Origin of the sequence: Streptomyces sp. MI02-7b, from assembly GCF_033793585.1 — a bacterium.
In the GTDB taxonomy this organism is placed as follows: Bacteria; Actinomycetota; Actinomycetes; order Streptomycetales; family Streptomycetaceae; genus Actinacidiphila.
Genome location: NZ_JARAWX010000009.1, coordinates 94,016 through 108,700 on the forward strand (window position 1 = coordinate 94,016; position 14,685 = coordinate 108,700).

Here is a 14,685-nt window from a genome sequence, read left to right on the forward strand (position 1 = left end):
GAACGAGCAATGGAGCTCAGATTCACCCGGCACGTATGCTTCGGCGGCCTCGCCGCCCTGACCGCCTTCGCACTCACCGCCTGCGGCGACTCCGGATCCTCGTCGGGCACGGGCGGCGGTTCGACGGTGATCGGGGTCGACTACCCGCGCTCCGACACCGACTTCTGGAACTCCTACATCAAGTACACCCCCGAGTTCGCCAAGGAACTCGGGCTGGACCTGAAGACCACCAACTCGCAGAACGACGTCGCCAAACTCACCGCCAACGCGCAGACCTTCATCAGCCAGGGCGTCAAGGGCGTCGCGATGGCGCCTCAGGACACAGCGGCCATCGCGCCGACCCTGGCGCAGATGGAGGCCAAGAAGATCCCGGTCGTCACGGTGGACACCAGGCCCGACACCGGCAACGTCTACATGGTGGTCCGCGCCGACAACCGCGCCTACGGCGAGAAGGCCTGCCAGTTCCTCGGCACCAAGCTGAAGGGCGAGGGCAAGGTCGTCATGCTCCAGGGCGACCTCGCCTCGATCAACGGCCGGGACCGCACCGAGGCCTTCAACGAGTGCATGGCGAAGAACTACCCCGGCATCAAGGTCCTCGGTGAGGCCACCAACTGGGACGGGGCGGTCGCGGCGCAGAAGCTCCAGACCGACCTGACCGCGCACCCCGACATCAAGGGTGTCTACATGCAGTCCAGCTTCGCGCTCGCCGGCACCCTGCAGGTGCTCAAGCAGAAGAACCTGCTGGTCGGCCCCGATGACGAGAAGCACGTCTTCATCGTCTCCAACGACGGAATCCCCGAGGAGCTCAAGGACATCGCCGCCGGGAAGATCGATGCCACGGTCTCCCAGCCCGCCGACCTGTACGCCAAGTACGCCCTCTCGTATCTCAAGGCGGCGATCGACGGCAAGACGTTCAAGCCCGGCAAGACCGACCACGACAGCACGATCATCCAGGTCCGCGAGGGTCTGCTGGAGGATCAGCTCTCCGCCCCGCTCGTGACCGCGGACGGCGGCACCTACGGCGGGGTTGCCAGCCTCAAGAGCGACGACCCGTCCCTGTGGGGCAACAACCTCGGCTGACCGGAAGGGCGGTACACACCATGGTCACGGCTCATCCCGTGGTCCAGGCGTCGGGGCTGACGAAGCGGTTCGGCTCCACGGTCGCGCTGCACGACGCCGGGATCACGATCAAGCCCGGGGAGACGCACGCGCTCGTGGGCCGCAACGGGGCGGGCAAGTCCACCCTCGTCTCCGTCCTCACCGGACTTCAGGCACCGGACGAGGGGACGGTGGCCTTCGACGGCGCGCCGGCCCCCCGGCTCGCCGACCGGGATGCCTGGCGCAGGCGGGTGGCCTGCGTCTACCAGAAGTCCACCGTCATCCCCCAGCTCACGGTCGCGGAGAACCTCTTCCTGAACCGGCACGGCCGGGGACGGGGTGGCCTGATCAGCTGGCGCACGGTCCGTGACCGGGCACGCGAGGTCCTGCGGACCTGGTCGGTCGACGTGGACGTGCGCACCCCCGCCGGGGAACTGAGCATAGAGCAGCGGCAGTTCGTTGAGATCGCCCGCGCGCTGTCGTTCGGCGCACGCTTCATCATCCTGGACGAGCCCACCGCGCAACTGGACGGATCGGCCATCAACCGGCTGTTCGCGCGGATCCGGGACCTCCAGCGCCAGGGCATCACCTTTCTCTTCATCAGCCACCACTTGCAGGAGGTCTACGAGATCTGCGACATGGTCACGGTGCTCCGCGACGCCCGGCACATCCTCACCGCCCCCGTGGCGGAGCTGCCCCGGGCCGAACTCGTGGCCGCCATGACGGGCGAGAACGCGGACAGGGGCGGTGAAAGGCGCCGCCGGCCCGCCGGCTCCCACTCCCCCGCCGTACTCGCGGTGGAAGGCGCGGCTGTGCGGGGAACGTACCGCGACGTGTCCTTCGAGATCCGGGGCGGGGAGATCGTCGGTCTCGCCGGCGCGGCCGGCAGCGGCCGTACCGAGGTCGCGGAGACGGTCGTCGGACTCCGGGCCGCCGAAACGGGAACGGTCCGGATCGCGGGGGTCCGGCCGCGGCCGGGCAGCGTCCCCGCCGCGCTGGCCGCGGGTGTGGGGTTCGTCCCCCAGGACCGTCACCACCATGGGCTCGTGCCGGAGATGTCCATCGCGGACAACGGGACCCTGACCATCCCCGAACGGCTCGGCTCAGCGGGCCTCATCGACAACCGCCGCCGCGACGCCTACGCCCGCTCGATGATCGACAAGCTGGAGATCAAGACACCGGGGCCGCAGCTGCCCGTCTCCGGACTCTCGGGAGGCAACCAGCAGAAGGTCGTCATGGCCCGGGCCCTGGCCAACGATCCGAAAGTACTGGTGCTGATCAATCCGACCGCCGGCGTGGACGTGCGGTCCAAGGAGTTCCTCCTCGGCAAGGTCGAGGCGATCGCCGAGTCCGGCACCGGGGTGCTCATCGCCTCCGACGAACTCGACGACCTGCGCACGTGCGACCGGGTCCTGGTGATGTTCCGGGGCCGCGTCGTGGCCGAGAGGGCCGGAGGCTGGCACGACCACGAGCTCGTGGCCGCGATGGAAGGAGTGGACCTCGATGTCTGACAGCGCGGCCGCGGCTGCCGAGAAGAGCCCGGACGGCGGGTCGCCCGACGCCGCGGGCGCGCGGCCGGCCGCGGCGACCGGAAGCGGTCACCGGATCGCTCTCGCACGACGGCGCGACCTGGCGCTCGTTCCCGCGATCATCGCGATGGCGATCGTCGGCCAGTTCGTCAATCCGGTATTCCTCCAGGCGGACAACCTGATCAACGTCCTGCAGACGATGTCCGAGATCGCCCTGCTCGTCCTGGCCCAGACCCTGGTGCTGATCGTCAAGAAGATGGACCTCTCCCTGGAGTCCACGATGGGGATCGCACCCGGGGTCGCCGCCTGGCTCACCGTCCCGGCCGGCGCGACGCACGGAATCGGCCTGCTGCCCGGCGGCTGGTCCGTGCCGGTCACCTTGGCGGTGGGTCTGCTGATCGGCGTGGTCAACGCCCTGTTCATCATCCGGTTCGGCCTCAACGGCTTCATCGTCACGCTCGGCATGCTGATCGTGCTGCGCGGTGTCCTGACCGGCATCTCCGGTGGCCAGACGTTCTTCCAGCTGCCGCCGTCGATGCTCTACCTCGGCACCGCCCAGTGGGCGGGCATGCCCGCCTCGGTGTGGATCTGCCTGCTCCTGTTCGCCACCGGCATCGTGGTGCTCGGCTTCACCAGCTTCGGCCGCTCCTTGTACGCGATCGGCGGCAACGTCGACGCGGCGAAAGCGGCGGGCATCCGTACCGACCGTGTGCTGTGGACCGTCATCGTCACCGCGAGCGTGCTGGCGGCGCTGAGCGGCCTGCTGCTCTCCGGACGCCTGGCCTCGGTGGCCTCCGCCCAGGGCAACGGCTACATCTTCACCGTCTTCGCGGCGGCGGTCATCGGCGGCATCAGCCTCAACGGCGGCAAGGGCACCATGTTCGGAGCCTTCACGGGCATCCTGCTGCTGTTCATGATCCAGAACGTCCTGACCCTCGGCGGCGTTCCCGCGCAGTGGATCGGCGCCCTCAACGGCACGATCATCCTCATCGCCCTGGCGCTGTCCCGCATCACGGGCGGCAGGGCCCAGGAATAGGAACCCTCCGACCGGGCCGAGCCGGGCGACAGCCATCCGCGCGTGCGGACCGAGCGTGCGGACCGCGCCCGCGGTTCCGCGGCGCACTCCTCGGAACCGGCCCGGACACCTGCGACCGAAAGGCATGGCAACCCCGTGGAACGAAGAGACTTTCTCGTCGCCTCCGCGGCCGCTACGGCCGCGCTGACCGCCGGACTGCCGGCCGCCGAGGCGGCCGCGGCGCCGCATCCCGCTCCGGGACCGGAGCCGCACCCCGCCCCCAAGCCGTCTCCCCTTTCCCTGTGGTACGACAAGCCCGCCGCACAATGGCTGGAGGCCCTGCCGCTCGGCAACGGCCGTCTCGGCGCGATGGTGTTCGGTGGCGTGAACACCGAACAACTCCAGCTCAACGAGGACACGCTGTGGGCGGGAGGCCCCTACGAGCCCGCCAACCCCAAGGGCCTGGCCAACCTCGCGGAGATCCGGCGCAGGGTCTTCGCCGGGCAATGGAGCTCCGCCCAGAGCCTGATCGACTCGTCCTTCATGGGCATACCGGTCGGCGAGCTGATGTACCAGACCGTCGGAAACCTGCGCCTCACCGTCGCGGGCACAGGCGACGTCACCGGCTACCGACGGGAACTGGACCTCGACAGGGGCGTCGCGACCGTGACGTACAGCCGCGGCGGGGTCGCGTACCGGCGCGAGGTCTTCGCCAGCCACGCCGATCAGGTGATCGTGGTCCGGCTCACCGCCGGAGGCCGCGGCGGCCTGTCCTTCAGCGCGGCGTTCGACACTCCCCAGCAGGCCGGGACGGACTCCCCCGACCTGCTGACGGCCGCGTTGGAAGGTGTCGGGCAGACCCGCGAGGGAGTCACCGGACAGGTCCGCTTCCGCGCACTGGTCCGGGCCGACGCCCACGGCGGTACCGTGCGCAGCGAGAACGGCACGCTCACGGTGACCGGGGCCGACTCGGCGACCCTGCTGGTGTCCGTCGGCACCGGCTACCTCGACTACACGGATGCCTCGGGCGACCACCGTGCCCGCGCCGAGGGCCCGTTGAACGCCGCTGCCGCCGTCCCGTACGAGGAGCTGCGCGCACGGCACGAACGGGACCACCGCGCGCTCTTCCGCCGCGTCACGCTCGACCTCGGCACCACCGACGCGGCCGGCGTGCCGACCGACCAGCGGGTGGCCGCCTTCGCCGAGACGGAGGACCCGCAACTGATCGCGCTGCACTACCAGTACGGCCGCTACCTGCTCATCGCCTCCTCCCGGCCGGGCACCCAGCCCGCCAACCTGCAGGGCATCTGGAACGACCAGCTCTCTCCGCCCTGGGATTCCAAGTACACAATCAACATCAATACGGAGATGAACTACTGGCCCGCCGCCACCACCAACCTCCTGGAGTGCTGGGAACCGATCTTCGCGCTCCTCGACGACCTGTCCCAGGCCGGGCAGAAGACGGCCCGGGTGCAGTACGGCGCGGACGGCTGGGTGGCGCACCACAACACGGACGCCTGGCGCGGGACCGCGCCCGTCGACGGCGCCTTCTGGGGGATGTGGCCCACCGGCGGCGCCTGGCTGGCGACCTCCGTCTGGGAGCACTACCGCTTCACCGGCGACCGCGACGCCTTGCGCCGTCGCCTGCCCGTGGTCGAGGGAGCGGTGCGCTTCTTCCTCGACTCACTCGTGCTCGACCCCGGCACGGGACACCTCGTCACCTGCCCGTCCGTGTCGCCGGAGAACGCCCACCACAACGGTGTGTCGGCGTGCGCCGGGCCGACCATGGACAACCAGATCCTGCGCGACCTCTTCGACGGCTACCTGGCGGCCTGTGACACTCTCGGTGCCCCGAGCCCCTACGTGGAGCGGGTGCGTGCGGCCCGGGACCAGCTGCCTCCCATGAAGATCGGTGCGTTGGGGCAGTTGCAGGAGTGGCAGGAGGACTGGGACGCCGGCGCCCCGGAGCGCCAGCACCGCCATGTCTCCCACCTGTACGGCCTGCACCCCAGCAACCAGATCACCAAGCGCGGTACCCCGGACCTCTTCCAGGCCGCCCTGAAGACACTGGAGATGCGCGGCGACGCCGGCACGGGCTGGTCCCTCGCCTGGAAGATCAACTTCTGGGCGCGGGCGGAGGACGGCGCCCGCTCCTACAAACTGCTCAGCGACCTCCTCACGCCCTCCCGCACCGCGCCGAACCTGTTCGACCTCCACCCGCCGTTCCAGATCGACGGCAACTTCGGTGCCACGGCGGGCGTGACCGAATGGCTGCTCCAGTCGCACACGGACGAGGTCCATCTGCTGCCCGCGCTGCCTCCCCAGCTTCCGGACGGACGCGTCAAGGGCCTGCTCGCCCGCGGAGGCCTCACCGTCGATCTCGACTGGCGCGGCGGAGCGCTGTCCCACGCCCGCCTGGCGGCGCGGCACGACGGCACCGTCCGGCTGCGTACCGCCGTTCCGGTCGACGTGGACGCCCCCGGTCACCCGCGCCGGCCCCCTGTGGAACGTCCGGAGGACACCGTCGCGGTGTTCGAGGTCACGGGAGGCCGCGACTACACGATCAAGCCGCGCTGACACCACGGGCCGCCGCAGCCCGCGTCACGGTTACGGCGACTCGGGTACGGGTGTACTGACGGGTCCCTGCCAGGGTGATCGGCAGCCGCACCCACTCGAGTCGCCGTGCCGACCCGACCGGTACGAGGGGCCCCGGCGCCGATGCGCCGGGGGCCCTTCGAGGTGCACCGCGCCGGCGCGGCCTCCGGCATGCGGCCGGGTGGTGGCCGGAGGTGGCTGACGTGGTGCCGGTGCGGCCTTCTCGACGTAATGATCCGGCGAGGTGACCAAGGGTTGTCCCGTAACTGATCTTTGGCAGCACGAGAGTGGCTGGCCGGGATCGCATCCCAGATCCCCCCTTGGGGGGGAGGCACCGTCCTTGGTTCACCCCCGGACCGCACGACACAGCAGCGGACAGCGGGGGCCCTCCTCCCGACAACGTGCGGACCCACCCACCCAGGGAGATGAGCGGGACCTCTGTTATCGTGCGCCGATGTCAACGATCAAACAGTTCCAAGTGACCTTCGACTGCGCGGAACCTGCGCGCCTCGCTGCTTTCTGGTGCGAGGTGCTGGGGTACGTCGTACCGACGGTCCCGGAGGGCTTTGCCACGTGGGAGGAGTACCACCGCTCGCTGCCGCCTGAGGATGAGATCTACTTCGCATGCACTGATCCCTCCGGTGTGGGTCCACGCCTGCTCTTCCAGCGAGTTCCCGAAGGCAAGGTCGTCAAGAACCGGGTGCATCTCTGCGTGCGGGCCGGCGCCGGGCTCGTGGGTGACGAGCGCCTGGCCACACTCGAGGGCGAATGCGCACGGCTGATGGCTCTCGGCGCGAAACACGTGCTGACGCAGCGTGCCGATGACGTCAACGAGTCGTGCATCACGATGCAGGACATCGAGGGCAACGAGTTCTGCCTCGCCTGAAACTCCTCCAGGCTGCGAGGTGGGGAGCCGTCTCCCGTGGACCTCTCAGGTCCCCTATGCGGCAGGAGCTGTCCCGTGAGAGCAAGGTTGTGTGTGGGGGGGCGATGCCGAGCATGGCGTGGTGGACGCCGTCGCCGCGCAGGCGGCAGTCGCGGGAGGATCTTCCATCTTCATGCGGACGGAGCAGTGCTCGACGCGGGCGCGGACCTGCTTGTGCGATTTTGTTGTGGACCTGCTTCCAGTCGGGAAGCTCCTCGCCCGGGCGGCGGTGCGGCATCACCAGGCCGGTGCCCGCGTAGCCGCCGCCGGCGATCGTGGTGGTGTTGCCGACGGAGGCCCTGGCGCCGGACTCGGCCCGGGCCCGGCAGTCGTGCCGGTTGCCCGGCAGCGGTCGGCCAACCGCGACAACCAGGCGGCTGCCGGCGTCGATGACCACCTGGTGGGTGGTGGAGTAGCGGTAGTTCTCGGACTGTTCGGCCACCTTGTGGTCGCGGGTGGACACCAGCGTGCCGTCCACGATGAGCACGGCGTCCTTGGCGAACCGCTGGGGGGGCCAGAACGCCGGGAGCGGTCCTAGATGGTCGATGACCCGGTCGGCGGCGGACTTCGACACCCCGAACAGCGGGGTCAGTTGTCGCATCGTCAGGTTGGTCCACCCGTACGCGGCGACCAAGAGGACCCGGTCCTCCGGCGACAGCTTCCACGGCCGGCCCCGACCAGGGGCGACACCCTCACGGCGCAGCTGCGCCGCCAACTGGCCAAAGGCACGCGGGCTCAACCCGGTGAACGGGGCTGTCCGGGACGACTCAGACGCCGTGATCACACCAGCCACAACCAAGATCATCCCACCGCTAGATCACTTACGGGGCCCTTAGGCCCAGTGGATCTCGCGTCGCGATGAGTCCTGCGGCGTCCGGCGGTCGTACTGTCGACACCGTGACCGAGGAGGACTTCTGATGCGCAGCGTGATGTATTCGATGGGCGTCTCACTGGACGGCTACGTCGTCGGGCCGGACGGCCGCTTCGACTGGACTCCGGTCGACGAGGAGGTCTTTCGCTTCGCTACCGACGAGGTGCGAGAGGCCGGCGTCCACCTCTTGGGACGACGGCTGTACGAGGCGATGCTCTACTGGGAGACCGTCGACCAGAGTCCATCGCTCGACTTCTCAACGGTCGAGTTCGCCGCGCTCTGGAAGGCGCTCCCCAAGGTGGTGTTCTCCACCACCCTGTCAGCGGTGCAGGGCAATGCCCGCCTGGCCTCCGGCAGCCTGGCGGAGGAGATCGAGCGATGGCGAGCCGAGCCGGGGGACGGCACCATCGCGATCGGCGGGGCGACTCTCGCCGCCGAGGCGGCCGCATCGGGTCTGATCGACGAGTACCGGCCCAGGGTCTACCCGGTACTGGTCGGCGGCGGCATTCCGTTCTTCCCCCAGCACGAGCGCCGGGTGGATCTCGAACCGGTCGAGACCCGCACCTTCAGCTCAGGAGTCGTCCACCTCCGCTACCGCGTGGCGCGTTAGCCGACCGGTCCGCCGAACCCGGGGAGAACGGGCTGCCAGTGATGTTCCCTCAGCGAGACGACCTGCGCGAGGCGGTGTGAACCACCATCTGGGGCAGCCGAGTCGGACGGACAACACCCGACCGTCGACGCATCCAAGGCCCCTGGCAGGCCGATGGAGCGGCGCATCAGGGGGTCTCCGGACGACGGCCTGTCGGGTTCCGTACCGTGGCCCCCGGACTCGCCCTCTCAGCCTCCCCGGTCGCCGTTGCCGACGCGCGCGGAGTGGCGCTCGGCGGGCGTGCGAGCCGTCTGCTCAGGCAACCCCGACGCGGGGGCAACGTCCTGCTCGGGACGTGCGGGCGGGGCAGCAGTTCCAGCCCGCATGCGGGCACTGGCACACGCATTCCGGACTCTGGACCACCGCGTGATCGTCGTGCCGCTCGGGCGTTGCCGTCAGCGCGAGCCGCCTGCTCACGTCCTCCGGCGCGCGGGCCTGGACCCCGGCATCGGGGTCTGACCGACCCCGAGTTCATCGACTGACGCGGGGAACAGGGGTCCGGCATCCACGGGTTTGCCACCGCCGACCCCCGCCGCGGCACACGAGCGACGGGGGCTTCCCTCACTACGGTCGGCCCCGCCCGGAAGGCGCGGAGTTGCCGGCATGCGAGCAGCCCGCACCCTCGCGCCGGGTTGACTCGGAGGCGATCGGCAAGGCCCCCCGGGCTTCCGTCGCCGACCGCCTACCACGGAGGAATTCATGATCGTCATCACCACACCGACCGGCGCCATCGGCCGACAGGTCGTGGACCGCGTCCTGGACGGCGGCGAGACGGTCCGTGTGATCGTCCGCGACCCCTCCCGGCTGTCGGCGCACGTGCGCGCACAGGCCGAGGTGGTGCAGGGCTCCCACGGCGACGCCGCCACGATCACGAAGGCGCTCGACGGCGCCGACCGGCTGTTCTGGCTCGTGCCCCCGGCCGGGTTCCGCGATGCCGACAACGCCAGGCGCTACTACCTGGAGTTCACCCGGTCCGCCTGCCAGGAAGCCGCGAGCCGGGGCGTGCGGGTGGTGGGCGTCACCTCCCTGGGCCGCGGCTACCAGGGCGAGAGCGGGCTTCTGTCTGCCGCGCTGGCCATGGACGAGCTGATCGAAGCCAGCGGCGTTCCCTACCGGGCGCTGGCCCTGCCGTTCTTCATGGAGAACCTGCTCCACCAGGCTTCGGCGATCCGGGGACAAGGGGCGTTCTCCATGGCGAACGCCGCAGACCGGCCGCTGCCGACCATCGCCACCCGGGACGCCGCCGCCGCGGCGGCGGCGCTCCTCCTCGACACCTCCTGGAGCGGGCAGGTCCGCGTTCCCTTGGCCGGTCCCGACCATCTGACCCCCGACGCCATGGCGGAGGTCATCTCCGAGACCCTGGGCCGCACCGTCCGCTATCGCCAGGTCCCGCTCGCGGACTTCCAGGGCGCGATGCTGCGGCGCGGCGCGAGCCCGGCACTGGCGCAGGACATGGCGGACATGGTCGAGGCGCAGAACAACGGGATCTACGACGCCGAACCCCGCGACCCGGGCTCCGCCACCGCCACCGGTTTCCGCCAGTGGTGCCAGGACAACCTCAAGCCGGCCGCCCGGTCCTGACATGACGCCGATCGGCGTTCGGCCCAGCGCAGGAACGCACTGGCCCGTACGGCGACGGCGGCGGTCTGTGCGCGTGCCGCCTCGGTCGCCCGCTCCGGCCGCGTCCTCCACATCGACAGCAGGGCCGGGGCAACTGCCGTCGTATCTCGCCGTCTCGTGAACACATCCACTCGTTCGCTGACAATCCGCACACCTGGAGGCTTCCGGCTCCCCCAGGCAACCATGAGCCGGGAGCCCTGCGCCAGAGCCGAGCGGGTGTTCTGGATCGTCGACAACGGCTCTTCCTGCCGCGGTCAGAAGGCCGCCGACCGATGGTCGGCGGCCTTTCCGGGAACAGGTGGAGGTCGACTTCTCCGTCGTGCAACGCAAGGTCGTCTCGCCCGACGACTTCACCGAACTGACCAAGGTCGGGGACCGGCTTCGAGCCGACCTGGACGATCAGCCGGACAGGCTCGACCGGCGTACCGCCGATCACCAGGAAGAATCCCCGCCCGTGTCGAGCATGGCTGCCACCTTGCCGAGCACCCCGATTCAGCGTGCCGGCAACGACGGGGCAGTCGCCATGGCACAGACGACTCCAGGCTTCGGCGCAGGAATGGGGCTGCGAGGTGTGCGCCGGGTCTCCTGCCCTCCTCGTCGTCGGCGGCGGCGGTGAGCTGCGCGGCGAGTCCGGTGAGCCCTCGTGCCAGAGCACGCAGTTCACTCGCCGGCATGTGGTCGATGACCTGACAGAGCATGGCCTCGCGCTGCTCGCGGATGCCCTGGAGGTGTTTCTTTCCGGCGGGGCTGAGCCGGAGGGTGATTTCGCGGCCGCTCTCCGGAGAGGGGAGGCGTTCGAGGAAGCCGATGGCCTGGAGGCGGTCGCACATGCGGCTGACGTTCGGCGGTGAGGAGGCCAGCAGGTGGCAGACGGTGCGCATCCTTATGCCGTCCTGCCGGTCGACGACATACATCAGCCGCAGCTGTGAGGTGGAAGCGGGCGCGGTGGAGACCCTTGAGCGCTCCCACATGACGTCGAGGAGCTCGGTAAGGCTGCTGACGGTCTGGGCGGCCTCACGGCAGATCCTGCTGGGGGCGGCTTCGGATGCGGGCATGACTCCCCGTCGTTGTGTGCTCTGCCCGACGGCTGGCCGGGCAGTGGCTCAAGTGATGCCGTCCGGTCCGGTGAAGCGGGCCGCTTGTGTTCTCCCCTTGGCGATCGAGGGTTCTGCCACGTGCTGCTGCGAGGTCGTGGCGGGGGTGGGGGTCGTCGCCGTGAGGTGTGCGAGCGTACCGGTGATGTCGAGGAGCCGGTCCAGCTTCGCGGACCGGTCGTCCAGGTGCAGACGCGTCCCGGCCGCGGTGGTGCGACGGCTGATCATCAGCAGGACGGACAGCCCCATGGCGTCGACGGCGCCGATCCCCGCGCAGTGCAGGTGCAGGTCTTTCAGATCCGGCCGGGCATCGAGTTGGGCGGTGACCTCGTCCGAGAGCAGTTCGGCGTTGTCGCGGTCGAGGTCCCCGGTGATCTCTATGCGGACCGTGTCCTCGGAACTGGCCGTGACCAGTTGAAGTGCGGGGTGCTGTGTGGTCATGCGGGTGTTCCGGCGGCGGTGGAGTGGCCGGTCGTGAGGGCGTCGACTCCGCGCTGGAGGGTACGGGTGGCCCGGGGGAAGTCCTTGAGCTCACGCGCGAAGAGGTTCAGGGCCGGCGGCAGGGACAGCGCGGGCACACCTCGCGCCTGGAGGATCCTGGCGGTCCAGGTGATGAACCCGGTGAAGATGTCCACGTCGCCGAGGTACAGGGCGGTGGCGAGGAACTCCGCGATGTGCGCGAGGTCTTCTGCCGTGCGTTCCCGCTGCAGGTCGTCGTAGGTGCGCATGGCGGGGAACGCGTCTTCCAGGGCGAGGAAGACGGTGCGTACCAGGGAGTCGCTGCTGCGGGCCACCATCGTGTATTCGTGGTCGGCCAGATGCGGCAGATCGTCCATCTGCTGGTGGTCGACCTGCGGCCGCGGCAGCGGCCCCTCGGCGAGCCGGTCGGCGGCGGTACGAGCATCGGGAGCCCACGCATCGGCGCCCAGCAACTGCGCGTACCGGCCGTCCGGTCCGAACGCGGCGCCGCCGACCAGGACGGGTACTCCGATCGCTTGGCACGCGGTGATCGCCGCATGCGCGGTGGGAAGCCGTGTGGCGATCGAGCTGGACAGGGCGACCGCGTCGGCCTGCGTGGTGTGCAGGTGGGAGATCAGATGCGGTGCGGGGACCTGCGCTCCGAGGTAGTCGACATGCCAGCCGCGCAACTTCAGCACCTCGGCCACCAACCGGGCGGGCAGAGCGTGCCATTCACCGTCCACGCACGCCACCGTGATCCGGCTCCGGTCGGGAGTCCTCCGGGCGGCGGGGTGCAGGGCGAGCGCGGCGACGGCGCGTTCGTTGATGGACGTCGCGGCGTGCTCCTGCGCGACGCTGATGCGGTTTGCCGCCCATTCCTCACCGACTTTGCCCTGGACCACCGCGATCACGTCCAAGAGCACGGACTCCGGGTCGATGCCGTCGTCGAGGGCACGCAGGACGATCTCGGTGGCGGAGTACTCGTCCCTGGCCGCCACGGACGTCCACAACCGCTCGGACAGCTCACGCAGGCGGGCGCTGTCCGAGACGCGAGGCGGGGTGCTCGTGCTCATGCGGTGAACCTGCCCCGGGTGTGGCCGTTCACCGCGCTCAGGTGATGGGTGCGGGGGGCGGAGATGGCGACGACGGCCATGTCGTCGTGACGGCGGTTGCCAAGCCACTGGGAGGCGAGCATCTGGACGTGCTCCACGATGCCCTCGGACGGCATTCCGGCGCATCCGGCGAGGGCGCGCTTGAGTCGTTCTTCACCGAAGAGGGCGTCGCCCATCGGGCCCCCCTCGGCTTCGGTGATTCCATCGGTGTACAGGATGCAGGCCTCCCCGGGGGCGAGCGTGACGGTCGTGGTGCGCGCGGGCACGTCCGGCAGGGCCCCGACCAGGGTGCCGCGGGTGTCGGCTTCCTCGACGGTGCAGTTCGCGCGGATGATCAGCGGATTCGGGTGGCCGGCGCTGGTCAGCCGCACGTGCACATCACTGCCCTTGCGGACGGCGGAAGCCAGGACCAGGGTCGCGAACCGGGCGTGGTGGGAGGTCAGCAGTGCTGTGTTGAGCAAGGTGAGCATCCGCTGATGGTCGTCAGCCAGGGGCAGCAGCGCATGCAGGGTGCTGCGGATCTTGCCCGTGAGGACTGCGGCCTCCAGACCCTTCCCGCACACGTCGCCCAAAGTCACCAGCGACGGCTCGCCCTCCACGGAGGCGGGGTAGACGTCGTAGAAATCCCCGCCGATCCGCTCGTGGTCCGCCGATGGGCGGTAACTGCCGGCGAAGTCCACTCCGGCGATCTGGTGCAGTGTCGGAGGCAGCAGCTCCCGCATGAGTGTCTCGGTGATGGCCGCCTGCTCCGCGTACAGGCGGGCGGCCGACATCGCCGCCCCGGAACGTGCGGCGAAAAGGCGGGCGAAGACTTCCTCCTCTTCGGTGAAGGCGGCGCTGCCCTTCTTGCGCAGCAGGACCAGTGCACCGGCCGGGACGCCGTGCCCGGGCAGCGGAGTGATCACTAGTGCTCCGATGGGGCCGAAGCCTTCGGGAATCATCCATTGCGGCGCCACCGACGGGTCGATCCACCGGGAGGGCACCGGCGGGAACCCACGCAGGGCTTCGCCGAGTCCGGGCACGTCGTCGGGGTCGACCGCCTCCTGCGACGTGGTGGGGGCGCCGCCGCGCAAGCAGGTCACCACGGGCAGCCGCTGACCGCGGGCCGGTGCGATGGCCAGAGCCGCGTCCGCAAGGTTCTCGGCGGCCAGCTGCGCGGTGACGTCCATGCAGCGCCCCAGGTTGAGAGAGGAGAGCAGGATGGTGGATGCCTTCACCAGGAACGCGGTCCGCTCCCGCTCTGTGCGCAGGGCATCACGGGCGAGCTGGTGGTCGGTGTCGTCCACCAGCCACCACGCCACCGTGCCGTCGTCCCGCACGCTGGGGTACGCCTCGAAGCGGCGGGCTTGAAGGGGCCCGGACGCCGGCGCGCCCGGCTCCTGCGCGGCCCGCGGGCCGGCCGGCCGCATCGCCTGGTGGGCGGCGGCCAGCCAGGCCGGGACCACGTCGGCCAGGCGTCTCCCGGGGCGGGCCGCGGGCAGAAGTACTTGTGCGGCCCCGTTGCGCTGCAGGAGAGTGCCCGCCGCGTCAGCGACCAGGACCGGGTAGGGGGCACGGTCCCAGGGGAAGTCCGGCTCCATGTCTGCGACGGTCTGTGATCGGGTGGAGACCAAATATCGAGGACCCGCTGGGCGAATCCCTCACCTCACCAACTCGAAAGGAATCATTTCCTTCCGGCAACAATCCCCCATGGGTCGTACGCCTGACAACCCGCCCCC

Annotated in this window: 12 protein-coding genes and 2 pseudogenes; 9 read left to right on the top strand and 5 right to left on the bottom strand. The window is 70.1% G+C overall.

The window, feature by feature from the left end; translation table 11 throughout:
• Positions 1-9 precede the first annotated feature (9 nt).
• The 5 genes from PV364_RS16905 to PV364_RS16925 all read left to right on the top strand — a co-directional run bounded on the left by PV364_RS16905 (position 10) and on the right by PV364_RS16925 (position 7,123).
• Positions 10-1,080 carry a sugar ABC transporter substrate-binding protein gene (locus tag PV364_RS16905; protein ID WP_319660836.1) on the top strand — a complete coding sequence of 357 codons (1,071 nt, stop codon included), beginning with the start codon at positions 10-12 and terminating at the stop codon, positions 1,078-1,080.
• 20 nt (positions 1,081-1,100) lie between these two features.
• A complete protein-coding gene (locus tag PV364_RS16910; protein WP_319660837.1) occupies positions 1,101-2,609 on the top strand; it encodes a sugar ABC transporter ATP-binding protein in 1,509 nt (502 codons plus the stop codon).
• Complete coding sequence (locus PV364_RS16915; protein ID WP_319660838.1) at positions 2,602-3,663, top strand: ABC transporter permease; 1,062 nt, start codon at positions 2,602-2,604, stop codon at positions 3,661-3,663. The genes PV364_RS16910 and PV364_RS16915 overlap by 8 nt, the downstream gene beginning before the upstream one ends.
• A gap of 135 nt (positions 3,664-3,798) precedes the next feature.
• Positions 3,799-6,219 (top strand): glycoside hydrolase family 95 protein, encoded by a 2,421-nt coding sequence (locus tag PV364_RS16920; RefSeq protein ID WP_319660839.1) that lies wholly within the window; start codon positions 3,799-3,801, stop codon positions 6,217-6,219.
• Positions 6,220-6,691: 472 nt separating this feature from the next.
• The gene (locus PV364_RS16925; protein WP_319660840.1) at positions 6,692-7,123 is read left to right on the top strand and encodes a VOC family protein; all 432 of its coding nucleotides are present in this window, start codon (positions 6,692-6,694) and stop codon (positions 7,121-7,123) included.
• A 71-nt stretch (positions 7,124-7,194) separates the two neighbouring features.
• Here the strand turns inward: PV364_RS16925 and PV364_RS16930 are convergent.
• A pseudogene (locus PV364_RS16930) lies at positions 7,195-7,955 on the bottom strand (transposase); the annotation flags it as partial.
• 124 nt (positions 7,956-8,079) lie between these two features.
• Between PV364_RS16930 and PV364_RS16935 the strand changes: the two are divergent.
• From PV364_RS16935 to PV364_RS41260, 4 genes are all read left to right on the top strand, one after another.
• Positions 8,080-8,643, top strand: coding sequence for a dihydrofolate reductase family protein (locus PV364_RS16935; protein WP_319660841.1), 564 nt, complete (start codon positions 8,080-8,082; stop codon positions 8,641-8,643).
• Between the two features lie 738 nt (positions 8,644-9,381).
• Complete coding sequence (locus tag PV364_RS16940) at positions 9,382-10,263, top strand: NmrA family NAD(P)-binding protein (RefSeq protein WP_319660842.1); 882 nt, start codon at positions 9,382-9,384, stop codon at positions 10,261-10,263.
• A gap of 337 nt (positions 10,264-10,600) precedes the next feature.
• A complete protein-coding gene (locus PV364_RS16945; RefSeq protein ID WP_319661036.1) occupies positions 10,601-10,918 on the top strand; it encodes a hypothetical protein in 318 nt (105 codons plus the stop codon).
• A 58-nt stretch (positions 10,919-10,976) separates the two neighbouring features.
• On the top strand, positions 10,977-11,153 hold the full coding sequence (locus PV364_RS41260; protein ID WP_401979896.1) for a hypothetical protein: 177 nt from the start codon (positions 10,977-10,979) through the stop codon (positions 11,151-11,153).
• Here the strand turns inward: PV364_RS41260 and PV364_RS41265 are convergent.
• The 4 genes and pseudogenes from PV364_RS41265 to PV364_RS16965 form a co-directional block, all read right to left on the bottom strand.
• A pseudogene (locus PV364_RS41265) lies at positions 11,124-11,357 on the bottom strand (MarR family transcriptional regulator); the annotation flags it as partial. The gene PV364_RS41260 and the pseudogene PV364_RS41265 sit on opposite strands and share 30 nt — an antisense overlap.
• 48 nt (positions 11,358-11,405) lie before the next feature.
• Positions 11,406-11,837 carry an STAS domain-containing protein gene (locus tag PV364_RS16955; RefSeq protein ID WP_319660843.1) on the bottom strand — a complete coding sequence of 144 codons (432 nt, stop codon included), beginning with the start codon at positions 11,835-11,837 and terminating at the stop codon, positions 11,406-11,408.
• Entirely contained in the window at positions 11,834-12,928 is a 1,095-nt protein-coding gene (locus PV364_RS16960) for a B12-binding domain-containing protein (protein WP_319660844.1), read from the bottom strand. Before PV364_RS16960 ends, PV364_RS16955 begins: the two co-directional genes overlap by 4 nt.
• Positions 12,925-14,547, bottom strand: coding sequence for a SpoIIE family protein phosphatase (locus tag PV364_RS16965; RefSeq protein ID WP_319660845.1), 1,623 nt, complete (start codon positions 14,545-14,547; stop codon positions 12,925-12,927). The genes PV364_RS16960 and PV364_RS16965 overlap by 4 nt, the downstream gene beginning before the upstream one ends.
• Positions 14,548-14,685 lie beyond the last annotated feature (138 nt).